At 36.2% G+C, this 14,934-nt stretch carries 16 protein-coding genes; all 16 read right to left on the bottom strand.

From position 1 onward, the window contains the following. Positions 1 to 96 precede the first annotated feature (96 nt). Positions 97 to 633 carry a ReoY family proteolytic degradation factor gene (locus tag AC1Q8M_RS03910; protein WP_001095925.1) on the bottom strand — a complete coding sequence of 179 codons (537 nt, stop codon included), beginning with the start codon at positions 631 to 633 and terminating at the stop codon, positions 97 to 99. A 73-nt stretch (positions 634 to 706) separates the two neighbouring features. Further along, positions 707 to 1,969, bottom strand: coding sequence for a tetratricopeptide repeat protein (locus tag AC1Q8M_RS03905; protein ID WP_001168673.1), 1,263 nt, complete (start codon positions 1,967 to 1,969; stop codon positions 707 to 709). Between the two features lie 328 nt (positions 1,970 to 2,297). After that, positions 2,298 to 3,410 carry a histidinol-phosphate transaminase gene (hisC, locus tag AC1Q8M_RS03900; RefSeq protein ID WP_001264022.1) on the bottom strand — a complete coding sequence of 371 codons (1,113 nt, stop codon included), beginning with the start codon at positions 3,408 to 3,410 and terminating at the stop codon, positions 2,298 to 2,300. A gap of 132 nt (positions 3,411 to 3,542) precedes the next feature. Further along, entirely contained in the window at positions 3,543 to 4,628 is a 1,086-nt protein-coding gene (aroB, locus tag AC1Q8M_RS03895) for a 3-dehydroquinate synthase (RefSeq protein WP_000526809.1), read from the bottom strand. Beyond that, positions 4,628 to 5,800, bottom strand: a complete 1,173-nt coding sequence (gene aroC, locus AC1Q8M_RS03890) for a chorismate synthase (RefSeq protein WP_001269390.1) — start codon at positions 5,798 to 5,800, stop codon at positions 4,628 to 4,630. The genes aroB and aroC overlap by 1 nt, the downstream gene beginning before the upstream one ends. Positions 5,801 to 6,064: 264 nt before the next feature. After that, a complete protein-coding gene (gene ndk / locus AC1Q8M_RS03885) occupies positions 6,065 to 6,511 on the bottom strand; it encodes a nucleoside-diphosphate kinase (protein ID WP_000415883.1) in 447 nt (148 codons plus the stop codon). Between the two features lie 124 nt (positions 6,512 to 6,635). Next, positions 6,636 to 7,598, bottom strand: a complete 963-nt coding sequence (hepT, locus tag AC1Q8M_RS03880; RefSeq protein WP_000776079.1) for a heptaprenyl diphosphate synthase component II — start codon at positions 7,596 to 7,598, stop codon at positions 6,636 to 6,638. 45 nt (positions 7,599 to 7,643) lie between these two features. Continuing rightward, complete coding sequence (gene menG, locus AC1Q8M_RS03875; RefSeq protein WP_001187668.1) at positions 7,644 to 8,357, bottom strand: 2-heptaprenyl-1,4-naphthoquinone methyltransferase; 714 nt, start codon at positions 8,355 to 8,357, stop codon at positions 7,644 to 7,646. Between the two features lie 38 nt (positions 8,358 to 8,395). Next, the gene (locus AC1Q8M_RS03870; protein ID WP_000332843.1) at positions 8,396 to 9,130 is read right to left on the bottom strand and encodes a heptaprenyl diphosphate synthase component 1; all 735 of its coding nucleotides are present in this window, start codon (positions 9,128 to 9,130) and stop codon (positions 8,396 to 8,398) included. A 183-nt stretch (positions 9,131 to 9,313) separates the two neighbouring features. After that, entirely contained in the window at positions 9,314 to 9,883 is a 570-nt protein-coding gene (gene folE / locus AC1Q8M_RS03865) for a GTP cyclohydrolase I FolE (protein WP_001151481.1), read from the bottom strand. Positions 9,884 to 10,003: 120 nt separating this feature from the next. Next, on the bottom strand, positions 10,004 to 10,276 hold the full coding sequence (locus AC1Q8M_RS03860) for an HU family DNA-binding protein (RefSeq protein ID WP_001043860.1): 273 nt from the start codon (positions 10,274 to 10,276) through the stop codon (positions 10,004 to 10,006). Between the two features lie 297 nt (positions 10,277 to 10,573). Beyond that, positions 10,574 to 12,052: a stage IV sporulation protein A gene (spoIVA, locus tag AC1Q8M_RS03855; RefSeq protein WP_000416519.1), complete on the bottom strand. Its 1,479-nt coding sequence runs from the start codon at positions 12,050 to 12,052 to the stop codon at positions 10,574 to 10,576. Between the two features lie 242 nt (positions 12,053 to 12,294). Continuing rightward, the gene (locus AC1Q8M_RS03850; protein ID WP_000755481.1) at positions 12,295 to 13,008 is read right to left on the bottom strand and encodes a YphF family lipoprotein; all 714 of its coding nucleotides are present in this window, start codon (positions 13,006 to 13,008) and stop codon (positions 12,295 to 12,297) included. Between the two features lie 63 nt (positions 13,009 to 13,071). After that, on the bottom strand, positions 13,072 to 13,275 hold the full coding sequence (locus AC1Q8M_RS03845; protein ID WP_001289005.1) for a DUF2768 domain-containing protein: 204 nt from the start codon (positions 13,273 to 13,275) through the stop codon (positions 13,072 to 13,074). Positions 13,276 to 13,542: 267 nt separating this feature from the next. Then, on the bottom strand, positions 13,543 to 13,794 hold the full coding sequence (locus AC1Q8M_RS03840) for a stage VI sporulation protein F (RefSeq protein ID WP_000369753.1): 252 nt from the start codon (positions 13,792 to 13,794) through the stop codon (positions 13,543 to 13,545). Positions 13,795 to 13,909: 115 nt separating this feature from the next. Further along, positions 13,910 to 14,932, bottom strand: coding sequence for an NAD(P)H-dependent glycerol-3-phosphate dehydrogenase (locus tag AC1Q8M_RS03835; RefSeq protein WP_000161783.1), 1,023 nt, complete (start codon positions 14,930 to 14,932; stop codon positions 13,910 to 13,912). Positions 14,933 to 14,934 lie beyond the last annotated feature (2 nt).

The following is a 14,934-nucleotide window of genomic DNA, read 5'->3' as shown; positions in this document are numbered from 1 at the left end:
TACTAAAAGAGGTAAAAAAAGAAAAACTACCCAATATAGGTAGTTTTTCTTGGTGAAAGTCTGAAATTTGTAAAAATTTATTAATCCAAATAAATTCTATAAAGTCTTTAACTCGGCCGTTAATCTATGAAACGCTTCCTTATCTTGCTTATCTAACGCTTCATCAATTTGTTTCAAAAGGCGTTCTCTCCTAAATGAAAATACACTTTCTTCCAAAAACCTTTCTGCAAGTAAACGATCTTTTTCATTTACTTCAATATGCTTTGGTAGATATGGGTTTTCTTCTAATACAGCTACATAATTCGCATTTTGAAACGATGATTTAAAGTTGAGTTGAATATAAATATCCTCATCTCGATTTAAACGAATATCATGAAACGATTTTTCAGCATCTGTTGTCATAACATTTTGTTTAAAAAAGTGAAACGGTGTGTCTTTCACACAATTCGCTGACATCACTAAGCCACGCGGACAATATTTTGCATGCTCTACGAAGTGGACTTTATGCATCAATTGGTCGTGACTCATTAAATAATTCAGAATCCATACACATTCACGCTGTTTCAGTTGGTAATTATTCAAAAACCATTTTACAAAATCCTTCTTCTCGTTTACAGAAACAGGGGTATTCATAGCAATTAAGTCCCTCCTCTGTCTTTCTCTTTTCTTTTTAGATTCAAGAAGCGGCATTCAGTTTCCTTCCAACTTATGAAAAATCCTCTAAATTATATAACAACTCTTCAATATGAATTTGTGTCGGGTCTAGTTGTAATAACTGGGTAAATACTTCTTTCGCCTCTTTTCGCTTTCCTTCTTCCAATAAGAAATAACCGTATTCTTCTAAGAAGTCTGGATGATTCTTAAAAGAAGTATATGCACTTTCATAGTGTTTTAATGCATCCGAATACATTTCTAATTGTTTTTTTGCATACGCAAGGTCCCAAAGTAGTTGTGTATCTGGTTCTCCACTATCAATAGCACGCTCTACAATTGCAATTAACTCTTCGTACTTTTCTTGTCCTTTTAAGATATACGCATATTTTAATGTTGCGCCTAAATGCCCTGGGTCTAACTCAAGTGCTTTTTGAAGAACTTCCTCTGCTTCTACTATTTTTCCTAATTTCGCCGCAATGTTCGCTAACTCTACATAAAACGGAACTGAAAGCTCATCTACTTTAATTCCTTCATGAAGCGTTTCATAGCTTTCTTGAAGCATTCCTTCTTTTTCATAGCTTTTCGCTAAATACATGTACAGTGATGCGTACTCAGGGTCTAATTCTTTTAGTTCTTGCCAAGCACCGATTGCTCTCTGATATTCTTCACCTTGGTATAATGTGAAGGCATATCCAAATAATGAGTGAATATCTTTTTGTTCCTCTAGGCCTGCTTCATAATAAGAAATCGCCTCTTCCCAGTTTCCAATCGCACTTAACGTTTCTGCAAGGCGAAGTGCGATCACAACACCACCCATTACTTTATGTTCAGCTAATAGCGATTCATAATAAGTAATTGCCTTTTGTTCTTCACCTTTACTACTATATAATTCTGCTAACCCAAACGTAATAACAGGTTCATCAGGCATCATTTCTTTCGCCTTTAATAGTTTTTGCTCTGCTACATCATCAAAACCTTGCATTTGGAATAAATCTGCAACAAGTAATAAAGATTGAACATATAAATCGTCATTTTCTGGAATATCATGAAGTACTTCAATCGCTTCATCTTCTTTATCTAGATCAATATATAATTCTGCTAAAAATACAGTGAATTCACTTTCTTCCGGATACAGTAAACGTAAGTCTTCAGTAATCGCTAATGCCTCATCTGTAAATCCAAGTGTATGATAGTAACGAGCGATATCATACTTCTCTTCATCATTTGCAATTTTTAATTGTTCTTTTAATAATTGTAATCCTTTTTCCGCTTCACCATTTTCAATATATGAAACAGCTTGTTCAAACTTTTGCATAAACGTCTCCTTTAATTCTAAAAAATATTCTCTTCTGTTCATTTATCATAAGCAACTCACTGTTAGAACGCAACCTTTAGAATGAGCATGCTTCTTCTTATACTTCTTCTTACAGAGTAGGTAATTATTCAAAAGGTTCGGATATGACACCGATACCTTATCATCATCTTCTATTGTACCGCTTTCTTTTATGACCGTGCAAATAACTTCTCTCACTAATTATCAAGCCATACAAACCGTGATTTACAGAACAACTTAATTGCCAGTCTTCAACCTTTATTTTTAATACGATAAAAAAGGCTCCTATAATAGGAGCCTTCACAATCTCTTAAGAATATGTTTCTTCTTTCTGTACTTGCTCATTTACAAGCTCTTTCAGCAACTCTATAATTTCATCATTTTCTTCTTTCAAACCGACAGTAATACGAATACCATCATCGATACCAAATGCAGCACCAGAACGAACGATATACCCTTTTTTCATTAATCGTTCGAAAGCTTCATTACCTGGTATACCAAGTTTTAAGAAAATGAAATTTGTTTGAGATGGATAATAGAATACGTTATATTCTTTACAAAATGCATAATACTGATTTAGACCTTCAGCATTCTTTTTCACACAATCTTGTAAAAAGGCTTGATCTTCTAATGCAGCGAGTGCTACAGATTGCGCTACAGTTGATGTATTGAATGGTAACCTCGCTACTTCTAGCTGTCCGATTAACTTCGCATCCCCAATCGCATATCCGATACGAAAAGCAGCTAAACCATATGCTTTTGAAAACGTGCGTAAAACCATAAGATTTTCATACTTTTCAAGAAGTGGTAATGTTTGCGGATAGTCTTCTGCTTCCGCGTATTCATAATATGCTTCGTCCATAATAACGAGAGCCGACTTAGGAACTGATTCTAAAAATGAAAGTAATTTTTGTTTCTCAACATATGTACCTGTCGGATTATTCGGATTACAAATCCATACAATTTTCGTTTTATCATCTACTTGCTCTAGCATTGCATCTAAATCGTGAATACCGTCTTTAAGTGATACTTCACGAACTTCTGCTCCTTCAATAACAGCATGGTGATGATATTGTGAAAACGTAGGATTCGCCATTACAACGTTTGTTCCTTCATGTAGTAACGCTCGGCTAATCATTTGAATGACTTCATCTAATCCACTACCAAATAGTAGTTGTTCTGCTTTTACACCTAAATGTTCCGCTACTTTTGTCCGAAGTTCAAAGGCATATCCATCTGGATAAAGGGCATATTGGCTCGCTAAAGAAGTTAATGCTTCTGTCACACGCGCTGAGCAACCGAATGGATTTTCGTTCGATGCTAATTTCACAATTTTCGATAATCCATATTCCCTTTTTACTTCTTCAATGTTTTTCCCAGGCACATACGCTCTCAAAGTTAACAATTGCTCTTTCACTCTCATTTTTCTTCCCCCAGTCATTTCATTCAATTTGATTACAATACAGTTATAGCCCCTTACTGTAATCTTTTATCATAACCGTCACTATTACGAGAATACCTCTAAATGAGCACTTCACAACACTTCGCTATCATTTTAAACCATATCTTTTTGAAATGCCTCTAACGCAATATGAACAGTCTCATCTGAAATAGATACGACATTCACTACCCCATATTCCTGCATAAGCACCATATGAATTGCTCCTGCATTTGCTTTCTTATCTTGTTTCATCAATTGAACGAGGCGCTCTACATTCAAATCTCTTGGCATTTTTGGATAGCCGTATTTCAAGAACCACTGCTTCATATCTTCATAAGCAAGATCAACCTTGTACACTTGCTCACTTAAAAATATGGCGAATAACATTCCAACCGCTACGCCGTCACCGTGAGTAATATTCCCATACCCTAGCTCTTTTTCAAGAGCATGTCCTAACGTATGTCCAAAGTTCAAATGGGCACGTACACCCTTCTCTGTTTCATCTTGTGACACAACATTTGCCTTTACAGGAATCGCCTTCGTTAATATATGGATTAACTTCTCATCACGAAGATCCGCTAATGTTTGCACTTCTTCTTTTAACCAATGATATAGCTCCACATCACCAATAAGAGCATGCTTTATCACCTCTGCATAACCTGAACGCCACTCTTTTTCAGGAAGAGACTGTAAAAACGGTGTATGATATACAACCGCTTCTGGCTGATGGAATGCACCAATCATATTTTTACCTAACGGATGATTAATCGCTACTTTCCCACCTACTGCGCTATCGTGCGCTAATAAAGTCGTCGGAACCTGCACAAAGCGAATACCCCGCATAAAAGATGCAGCAACAAAACCAGCTAAATCTCCAATCATTCCGCCTCCAAGTGCAAGAATTAAAGAATTTCTATCTAATTTATTTTCAAGAGCTGACGTATGAGCCGCATAGAAATTTTCGAAAGACTTCTCTTTTTCGCCACTTGGTACAACAAACGAAAACACGTCCTGCTCCACTTGTAATGCATCGATAACTGTCTGTAAATGTAGTGATGCAACAGCTTCATCTGAAATGATCATTACGTTAGATACAGCTGGCTGCATATTTTGAACGATCATTGTTAAGTTTGACAACGCTTCTTTACCAACATGTACATCATATTCTTTTGATTTCGTTTGAATATGTATGTTTCCCATTAAAATCCCCTCGCATATTCATTATGTTTCTCAATATTTTCACGAATTAGTTCCATACGATCTAATCCGAATTGTTCTATTAAAGCTGTTGCTAATTCCCAAGCCACAACCGCTTCTGCAACGACACTAGCTGCTGGCACTGCACAACTATCTGAACGTTCAATGCTCGCTGTAAAAGGCTCTTTCGTATCAATATCTACACTTTGAAGAGGTTTATAAAGTGTAGGTATCGGTTTCATCACACCGCGCACAACAATTGGCATTCCAGTCGTCATACCGCCTTCTAATCCACCTGCATTATTTGTTCTTCTTGTATATCCATGCTCCTCATTCCATAGAATTTCATCATGAACTTCACTTCCCGGTCTATGCGCTGCTTCAAAACCAATTCCAATCTCGACACCTTTAAAAGCATTAATACTCATAATTGCAGCTGCTAATTTCGCATCCAGTTTTCGATCATAATGCACGTAGCTACCTACTCCAATTGGCATTCCTTCCACAATTACTTCAACGATTCCACCAATTGAATCACCATTTGCTTTCGCATCATCAATCGCTTTCATCATTTGGTTACCAGCTTCGTCATCTAAGCAACGTACAGGAGATGCTTCTGTAATACTCTTTAATTCTTCAATTGAACTATACGTAACCTCCTTAGCTTGTACACCGCCAATTTCAATTACATGGCCCGCCACTTTAATACCAAGTTCTGCTAACACCTTTTTAGCAACCGCACCAGCAGCAACACGCACCGTCGTTTCGCGCGCTGACGAACGTTCCAGTACATTCCTCATATCTCTATGACCATATTTAATTGCACCATTTAAATCAGCATGCCCAGGCCTTGGTTTTGTCACTTTCCTTTTTATCTCTTTTTCTTCCTGCTCAGTTAAAGGCTCTGTCCCCATAATTTTTGTCCAATGGGCAAAATCACGATTTTCAACAACGAGTGCAATAGGGGAACCTAATGTTTCTCCATGTCTAACACCACTTAAAATTTGCACTTGATCCGTTTCAATTTGCATGCGTCTACCACGCCCATATCCCTTTTGCCTTCTAGCTAACTCTTCGTTTATATCATCCGCTACTAAAGACAATCCTGCTGGAACACCTTCTATAATCGTTGTAAGTTGCGGACCATGAGATTCACCAGCCGTAATATATCGCATACGTTATTCCTCTTTTCGTATATGTATTTATCTCACTATATTAACTTTTATCATTCTAAAAATATTAAAGAAATTATATCATAAATCGACCATTTTCTTATTCTATATTTCCGATAGGCCTAATTTAAATATCAATATATCATAACAGCTCAAACTTCGTAACTAATTGAAAATAAAAAAAGTGCAAGAAGAATACCCCTATTCTCCTTGCACTTTTTACTATTATCACAGTGATTAAAGCGTTTACAAATTATTTCAAAATAATTAGTAAATCCATTCATTCATTAATTTTGAGTAGTCAACTAATTCTTCTTCTTTAAAGAAAATAGCAATCTCGCGCTCTGCGCTTTCTAAAGAATCAGAACCATGAATAATATTTTTCGCAACAGTTACACCGAAATCTCCACGAATTGTTCCAGGAGCTGCTTCATGTGGTCTTGTTTTCCCCATCATGTTACGCGCTGTATCTACTACACCTTCACCTTGCCATACCATTGCGAATACAGGTCCAGATGTAATAAAGTCTACTAACTCACCAAAGAAAGGTTTTTCCTTATGCTCAGCGTAGTGTTGTCCAGCAATTTCCGGAGTGACTTGCATTAATTTTGCACCAACTAATTGAAATCCTTTTTTCTCAAAACGAGCTACAATTTCCCCAATGAAGGCACGTTGTACACCGTCTGGTTTTACCATTAGAAATGTTTTTTCCATAAAAAATCTCTCCACTTCTGAATTATGTATGTAATTGTATATCCCCACACACATATTATCACCCTTATCACAATTGTGCAATAGTTTTGAAATAGAGAGATTATTTTATTTTTTAGAATAAACATTAAAATTTTCGTTTTCCAATATACTTTGCAACATTTTGTAATGCATACTTTGCTTTTCCACGTGGGAGTGGTTTTATTATTTCTAAAGCTTTATGTAAATAACGTTCACTAAACGCAAATGCTTGATCAATTGCTGGACTATTTTTTACAGCATCAATAATTTCTTGCATTTCACTTGCTGTTGTATTTTCATGTACAGATGTGATTTTTTGACGAAGTACTGGATCTTCCATCGCATATAAAGCAGGGAGCGTTATGTTTCCTTGTAATAAATCTCCACCAGCAGGTTTTCCAAGTTTCTCTTCTGTGGAAACGAAGTCTAAAATGTCATCAATAATTTGATAAGACATTCCCACAAAATACCCATACCAAAATAGACGATTTACTGTATCACGATTAGCACCAGCAGCAATCGCTCCCAATTGACAACTCGCGGCAATTAATAATGCTGTTTTTCGCTTTATTCTTCTTAAATACGTTCTTAAATTTTGGTCATAATTGTATTTATCTTTAATTTGTTCAATTTCACCTTTACAGACTTCTAAAATAGTATGTGATAACGCTTGATGCGCCTCTGGGATTTCGATATTTGTTATACATTCAAGAGACTTAGCGAACAAATAGTCCCCTGTATACATCGCAATACGATCTCCCCATTTCGCATTCACAGTCGCACTGCCGCGTCGTAAAAATGCAGCATCAATAACATCATCGTGAACAAGAGAAGCCATATGAATAAGCTCTAACGCAACAGCAACATGCTTAATCGCATCTAACTTATAATCTCCAAATTTCCCTGCAAGCAACACAAATACAGGACGAATTCGCTTCCCACCAGCTTCAATAAGTTGTAATGCTGCCTCTTCTACTAATGGCTGTTCAGAAGCAACTGTCTTTTTTAATTCTTTTTCTATCACATTAATATCCGATCGTAAAAAAGAGTACATAAGTTGTAACTTCATATTGTTCACCTTAACCTAAAACTTCTTTTTTCTTTTTTCTTTTTTCTATTTTGATTCTGGTTTAATACCTAAATGCATCGCTGCTACCCCAAAAGTAAATGGTTTCACTTGCACACGTTCAAGTCCAGCTTGCTCAAACATTTGGGCCAATTCTTTCATCCCTGGGAATGCACTAGCAGATTCTTGAAGCCATGAATATTCTTTATAACTTTTCGCAAACATCTTTCCAAATAACGGCATGATATATTTAAAGTATAAAATATACCCTTGTCGAAAACCAATCATTGTTGGTTGAGATGTTTCTAAACAGATTACTTTTCCACCTGGTTTTACTACACGCGTCATTTCTTTTAATACGTGCATATAATCCGGTACGTTACGTAAACCAAACCCAATTGTTACATAATCAAACGTATTATCTTCAAATGGAAGCTCCATCGCATTCCCATGTAGAAGTTCTACTTGTTTTAATTGTAACGCCTCTACCTTTTGCTTACCGACAGATAACATATTTTCACTGAAGTCTAAGCCAACAACCTTTCCTTGCTCACCTACCGCTCCAGCTAGCGCAATTGTCCAATCTGCGGTTCCGCAGCATACATCAAGCGCTTTACTGCCAGGTTGTACATCCATAATTCGCATCGTTTCTTTACGCCACGCTTTATGTCTTTGAAAACTAATTACAGAATTCATCACATCGTATTTATCAGAAATCTTTTCAAATACGTCATGTACTCTTTCTTCTTTTGATTGTTGCATGCTCGTACCTTCTTCCAATGTAAAATTGCTTATGTCTTCTATTTATCCCTTAACACAGAATTTATTTCATGTACGTCTGTGTGATTTTCTAAAAATTGTTTTTCTTTCTTTCTCAATTCCATCATCCAACCATTAATCACTACTTCTGCTTTATCCCCTAAAGCATCTTGCACCGCTTGAAAAACAGGTGAATGTTGTTTATCAGCATACAATTGAATTTCTTTTTGAAGGCGATTTCCACCTAATACGTATGTGATAAATGGCTTCCAATGTGATAAATGAAAATGATCACATGTTTTTTGAAGGAGCGCAGACTCAATCGTTACTACGCTTTTCATTATGTCATCCATCGTTTCATGCGCTTTTTGGTATAACATAATTTTGTGTTCATTTATCTCTTTAATTCCTTCAGCAAGTGCACGAATTAAAACAATATCACGATTCATAGACAATAAATAATAATATAGTCCACTATAGTAATCGCCTGCAAGTACTGTTAATTGACGACATTTATGGAATTCAATCTCTTCCTCGCCTGCTTTATTTGATACCCTTTCATGCGTATCAAGCGCAATTTGTACAAGCATAATTGTTACTACGTAATGCTCAATTTGTTCTATATGTAAGTTTGCACTCTTTAAAGCACCATATAACAATGCTATCTTTTCTTCATCAATAAATGGTTCTTCAATATAGTTTATAAAATAAGGATGGCGTAATTTCTCCATCAATTTCTCTTTTATACCCGCATACCCTCCGTAGATGTCACACACAAAAAATCACCCTTGTTTTCTAATTCATAAAACTTATTATAACACATACACTCTATTTTCTATAACCAAAACTTGGCTACACCTACCATTCATGTAAGCAATCTTTCTAATCTCACTCTGTCTAGCTAAAACTATATCATTTATTTACTAAAAAAAAAAAGAAAAGCAGTTTCCCGCTTTTCTTTACTTCGCTTTAATAAACGATAAAATTTCACTGCGCGCTGCAGCATCATTTTCAAGCACACCACGCACTGCTGTCGTTACTGTTTTCGCACCTGGTTTTTTCACACCACGCATCGTCATACACATATGTTCTGCTTCTACTACTACCATTACACCATGAGGCTCTAGTACTTCCATAATAGAGTTCGCTACTGTTGATGTAATACGTTCTTGCAGTTGTGGACGACGTGCAATTGTATCTACAGTACGAGCTAATTTACTTAACCCTGTCACCTTTCCACCTTGCGGAATATATGCAACGTGAGCAACTCCATAGAATGGAACTAAATGATGCTCACACATCGAATAAAATGGTATATCTTTTACTAGTACAAGCTCTTCGTGATCTTCTCCGAATACTTTATGCAAATGCTCTTTCGGATCTTCATGCATACCTGAGAACACTTCTGCGTACATTTTTGCAACACGCTTTGGCGTATCAAGTACTCCCTCACGATTTGGATCATCCCCAATCGCCTCTAAAATAAGGCGTACTGCATGTTCAATTTGTTCTAAATTAACTTTTGCCATCCGCTAGCCCTCCCGAAAACCTAAAAGTGATACGAACACATTCTAGCATATTTATGTTTTTAAAAGCAAAAAGAAGAGTTCCCAAAAAGGAAACTCTTCTTCCCTGTTAATATGTAAGGATTATTTAACCGCATCTTTTAACGCTTTACCAGGTTTGAATGCAGGTACTTTACTTGCAGCGATTTCAATCTCCTCACCTGTTTGTGGGTTACGACCTTTACGAGCCGCACGCTCACGAACTTCGAAGTTACCGAATCCGATCAGTTGTACTTTATCACCTTGTTTTAAAGCTTCTAAGATAGAATCAAAAACAGCGTCTACTGCTTTTGTTGCGTCCTTTTTAGAAAGGGAACTTGCTTCTGCAACAGCATTGATTAAATCTGTCTTGTTCATGCCATTCACCTCCTCCCAAAGATAAGACTGTATAATGATCATAAAATGAGTCTTACTTTCATTTGTAGGCAATTTTTACAAATTCTATACTACAAAGATGTAGATAAATCATTATCAACGCCTATATTATACGATTCTCCTTTATAATTCAATATTTTTAAGGAAATTGTTACTCTGAAAATGTGAAAATCTGATGAAACTTGACAATTTACAACAATGTATTAGATAATGACTGTTTATTTTTCTATTTTATAATCGAAAAAACAAAAAATCCCTCTACAGTGAGAGGGATTTTTCTTATAGTATAATCGCAATTAATCCGCCAGATCCTTCATTAATAATTCTTTCTAGCGTTTCTTTTAATTTATATCTAGCATTTTCTGGCATTAATGATAATTTCGCCTGAATTCCTTCTCGAACAATCGAGCTAAGCGAACGTCCAAAGATATCAGAATTCCAAATTGATAACGGGTCATCTTCAAAATCTTGCATTAAATAACGAACTAATTCTTCACTTTGCTTTTCAGTACCAATGATCGGCTCAAACGTTGACTCTACATCTACTTTAATCATATGAATAGATGGCGCTACCGCTTTTAACTTCACACCAAACCTTGAACCGTGACGAATAATTTCTGGCTCATCTAAGCTCATATCCGCTAGTGCAGGGGCTGCTACACCATATCCTGTTTGCTTAACCATACGCAGTGCATCTGCCACTTGGTCGTATTCTATTTTCGCATGAGATAAATCGAGCATAAGCTTCAATAAATGATCTTTCCCTCGAATTTCTACTCCTACTACTTCTTTTAAAATCTGATCATATAATTCATCTGGCGCATATAAATCAATCTCCGCCACACCTTGCCCCATATCAATGCCAGCTAGGCTCGCCCGATCAATAAATTCATATTGACTAAACTGCCAAACAACGCGATCCACATCACGAAGACGTTTTATATCCTTCACAGTTTCTTGAACTGCTTCTTGATAACTTTGACGCAACCAATGCCCTTCATTTAGCACCATTACCCAGCTCGGAAGGTTCACATTCACTTCTAATACAGGGAATTCAAATAGCGCTTCACGAAGTACATTATATACATCTGTTTCTCTTAAACTCTCCACACTCATTGCAATAACCGGGATATCATATTCTTCTGATAAACTTTGGCGTAATTGCTCTGTATCTGGATGATACGGCTGTACCGTATTAATTATCATAATGAAAGGTTTTCCTACTTCTTTCAACTCATTTACAACGCGTTCTTCTGCCTCTATATAATCTCTTCTTGGAATTTCACCAATCGTTCCATCTGTTGTAATTACAACACCAATTGTTGAATGTTCTTGAATTACTTTACGCGTGCCGATTTCTGCAGCTTCATGGAATGGAATAGGTTCTTCATACCAAGGGGTATTAATCATGCGCGGGCCATTCTCATCTTCATAGCCCTTCGCTCCTGGAACCGTATATCCAACACAATCTACTAATCGAATGTTCACTTCAAGTCCTTCATCTACTTCGATAGAAACCGCTTGGTTTGGAACAAACTTCGGTTCCGTCGTCATAATTGTACGACCAGCAGCACTTTGAGGCAATTCATCCTGCGCTCTTTGACGGTCAGACTCATTCTCAATATTTGGAATAACTACAAGTTCCATAAATTTTTTAATGAATGTTGATTTCCCTGTTCGAACAGCTCCTACAACTCCAAAATAAATATCACCGCCTGTTCGTTCTGCAATATCTTTAAAAATATCTACCTTTTCCAAGTGATTCCCTCCCTCAAAATTTTTGGGAATAATTCCGCGTTTATAGTCAACTAATACCTTCTCTAACGTTGCCTATAATATCTGATATAATATAATGGTATTCTAGAAGTTCGGACAATATATCATATAATTTTGTCCAATTTCATATGACTATTAAAAAATATCTTTTGTTTGCATCGTAAGTTGTATAACATAAAAAACCTTTCTTCTAGAACTTATTCACTAAAAGAAAGGTTCATGACTTATGATTTTAAAAAAATTGGTTCTCCGTTCTTTACTGTGTACGGTAAAGAATAAGCTGGTACAAACGGGGAACCTTTCAAAAGTATATTTCGAATATCTTCTCCCTCCGTAAACTGCCCTTCATTTTTTTTCAAAGCGTCATATAAGTCGATTCTATAATCAACAAAAACTTCTCCTTTTTCATTAATTACAAAAGGAAGCCCTTTACCAGAATATGGACTTGTCACTTGTGGCACATCTTTATATCCTAGTTTTTTGAAATCCAATTCATATACACCATCTGAAATTACTTTTTTAAAAGGTGGATATTGATGTTCATCACGATACATCCTAAGTTTTAAAGATAATTCCTGAATTTGTTCAGCCATCCTAACATCAATTAACTTTACTGTTGGATTTGTTTCAACGTCTATTAATACGTATTGATATACTCCTCCACTTTCATATGCATTCCCTGGCGCTTCTTGTATGTAACGCGGAGCAATCTGTTGAAAATCGATTGGATACTTTTGATAAATAGGTGTACTCATATCCCTCGTCTTAATTGGCAATATCCCATCATTTTGCTTCTTAAATGTCACAACAGCTTTTTGAACAACTTGTAGCTGATCTTCATAAGGAACCGCATTTTGCTTCATATTTTCTTTCGGATACAGACACCCCGTTAAAAGGCTCATACAACAAAATATTAAAATAATATGGACTTTTTTCACTAGCATCACCTTTTCATACTAATATAACTTGCTCCGTATGTAGTATTTTCGAGACCATTCCATTTACTGCTGTACAGGTCCACTAAATACAACAAGAAAAATAACAATTCCTGACACAACCATAAGGGTGTACGCTACTAACGCTGTAATCCCTTTCAAAAATTTATTCTTTATTTTATGTCTACTTAATAAAATAAAACTTACTGCAAAAAACATAAATCCAATTGCCCCTAAAGCCAACCACATTTTCATAAGCCCTTCTGACATATACACACCCCTTTTTATTAATCTATTTTTATACTATTTTAACAAATTAAAATCTTTAAACAAATACAAAAAGAACATTTTACTACAAATCGCGAATATGTAACTTTAATCAATAGGTTTTTCAGCATCTTCCACCAATCTAGATAAAAATAAAACCGAAGCGATTGTATCTCTCGCTTCGGTTGACCAAATATGCCCAAAAACAGCTCTATTCCCATTCTTTCATGGCTATCATATGCAATCTACAAACTCTTTGTTTCTCATAATTTATTTTTTAAACATTTTGCTTAACGAGCCAAAATCTGCTGGCATATTATTATTAATAATCGCTTTTACAATTTGATCCTCTTGCTCTTTCGGCACTTCACGTCCCGCCATAAGAGCCACTTGATGAATCAATTGACGAAGTACAGTTTCATCACGTAAATTCGCATTTTGCACGGATGATGCTAATTTAAAAATATCCTCTTTATTTACTTTCGCTTCCTTCTCAATATTATTAAAAATGTTATTATCCATTCTTTTCACCCTCTCCTCAAGTTACTCTTCATCCTATGCAAAAATAAATAAATGGTGAAAAGACCCATAAAATAAAAAAGCGACAGAAGTACAAATGTACTTCTGTCGCTTTTCTTTACAGTAAGTCAGGTATAGCTTCCACTTCATGTTTTCGAACACGTCCCATTAATGAGCCTACCGCATCTTTTACGTTATTCCCATTGAACAGCACGTCATATAAAGCAGCTGTAATCGGCATTTCAACTTCCATTTTCTCTGCCAATTCATGAGCAGCTTTCGTTGTTCTTACACCTTCCACAACCATACCCATGCTTTCTAACACTTCTTCTAAAGAATGTCCTTTTCCAAGCATATTTCCAGCGCGCCAATTTCGGCTATGAACACTTGTACAAGTTACAATTAAGTCTCCCATACCAGTTAGACCAGCAAACGTTAACGGATTCCCGCCCATTTTTCTTCCTAAACGAGCAATCTCTGTTAAACCACGTGTCATCAATGCCGCTTTTGCATTATCACCTAATCCAAGACCATCAGTTATACCAGCAGCTAATGCGATAATATTTTTTAACGCACCACCAAGTTCAACTCCAACGATATCTGGATTTGTGTATACACGGAAATAACTATTCATGAATAAATCTTGTACTTCCTCAGCCGCTTCCATACGCTTTGCTGCAGACGTAACTGTTGTCGCTTGTCGTAAACCAACTTCTTCAGCATGACTCGGTCCAGACAATACAACAACATCTTTAATTAAGTTCTCTGGAATTTCTTCCTCGATTACTTCCGAAATACGTTTTGACGTACCAGGTTCAATCCCTTTACTCGCATGAATCCAAGTAATCGGTTCTGTAACAATTTCTTTCATCTCTTGTAATACATCTCTGTACGCTTTCGTCGGTACTACTAGCAGTACTGTATTTACATCTACTAATGCTTCTTCTAAAGAAGAGTAGGCTACGATTGTGCTTGGCAATGTAATGCCTGGGAGATATCGACTATTCTCATGTTTCGTATTCATTTCATCCATAAGTTCTGAGCGATTTCCCCAAATACGTACATCATGTCCATTGTCAGCTAATACCATCGCTAACGCTGTTCCCCAGCTACCTGCTCCTACTACTGTGATTTTTGTCATAA

This window comes from Bacillus sp. GW823-FHT06A10, assembly GCF_058795375.1.
The sequence above is the reverse complement of the archived record's forward strand: the minus strand, read 5'-3'. Positions and strand labels throughout refer to the sequence as shown.

Bases quoted from the DNA above. Each gene is read 5' to 3' on its own strand.
- AC1Q8M_RS03905 (WP_001168673.1), bottom strand. From the start codon at position 1,969: ATGCAAAAGTTTGAACAAGCTGTTTCATATATTGAAAATGGTGAAGCG.
- aroB (WP_000526809.1), bottom strand. From the start codon at position 4,628: ATGGGAAACATACATATTCAAACGAAATCAAAAGAATATGATGTACAT.
- AC1Q8M_RS03910 (WP_001095925.1), bottom strand. From the start codon at position 633: ATGAATACCCCTGTTTCTGTAAACGAGAAGAAGGATTTTGTAAAATGG.
- ndk (WP_000415883.1), bottom strand. From the start codon at position 6,511: ATGGAAAAAACATTTCTAATGGTAAAACCAGACGGTGTACAACGTGCC.
- AC1Q8M_RS03840 (WP_000369753.1), bottom strand. From the start codon at position 13,794: ATGGATAATAACATTTTTAATAATATTGAGAAGGAAGCGAAAGTAAAT.
- aroC (WP_001269390.1), bottom strand. From the start codon at position 5,800: ATGCGATATATTACGGCTGGTGAATCTCATGGTCCGCAACTTACAACG.
- folE (WP_001151481.1), bottom strand. From the start codon at position 9,883: ATGGCAAAAGTTAATTTAGAACAAATTGAACATGCAGTACGCCTTATT.
- menG (WP_001187668.1), bottom strand. From the start codon at position 8,357: ATGCAACAATCAAAAGAAGAAAGAGTACATGACGTATTTGAAAAGATT.
- AC1Q8M_RS03845 (WP_001289005.1), bottom strand. From the start codon at position 13,275: ATGTCAGAAGGGCTTATGAAAATGTGGTTGGCTTTAGGGGCAATTGGA.
- AC1Q8M_RS03860 (WP_001043860.1), bottom strand. From the start codon at position 10,276: ATGAACAAGACAGATTTAATCAATGCTGTTGCAGAAGCAAGTTCCCTT.
- hisC (WP_001264022.1), bottom strand. From the start codon at position 3,410: ATGAGAGTGAAAGAGCAATTGTTAACTTTGAGAGCGTATGTGCCTGGG.
- AC1Q8M_RS03835 (WP_000161783.1), bottom strand. From the start codon at position 14,932: ATGACAAAAATCACAGTAGTAGGAGCAGGTAGCTGGGGAACAGCGTTA.
- hepT (WP_000776079.1), bottom strand. From the start codon at position 7,598: ATGAAGTTACAACTTATGTACTCTTTTTTACGATCGGATATTAATGTG.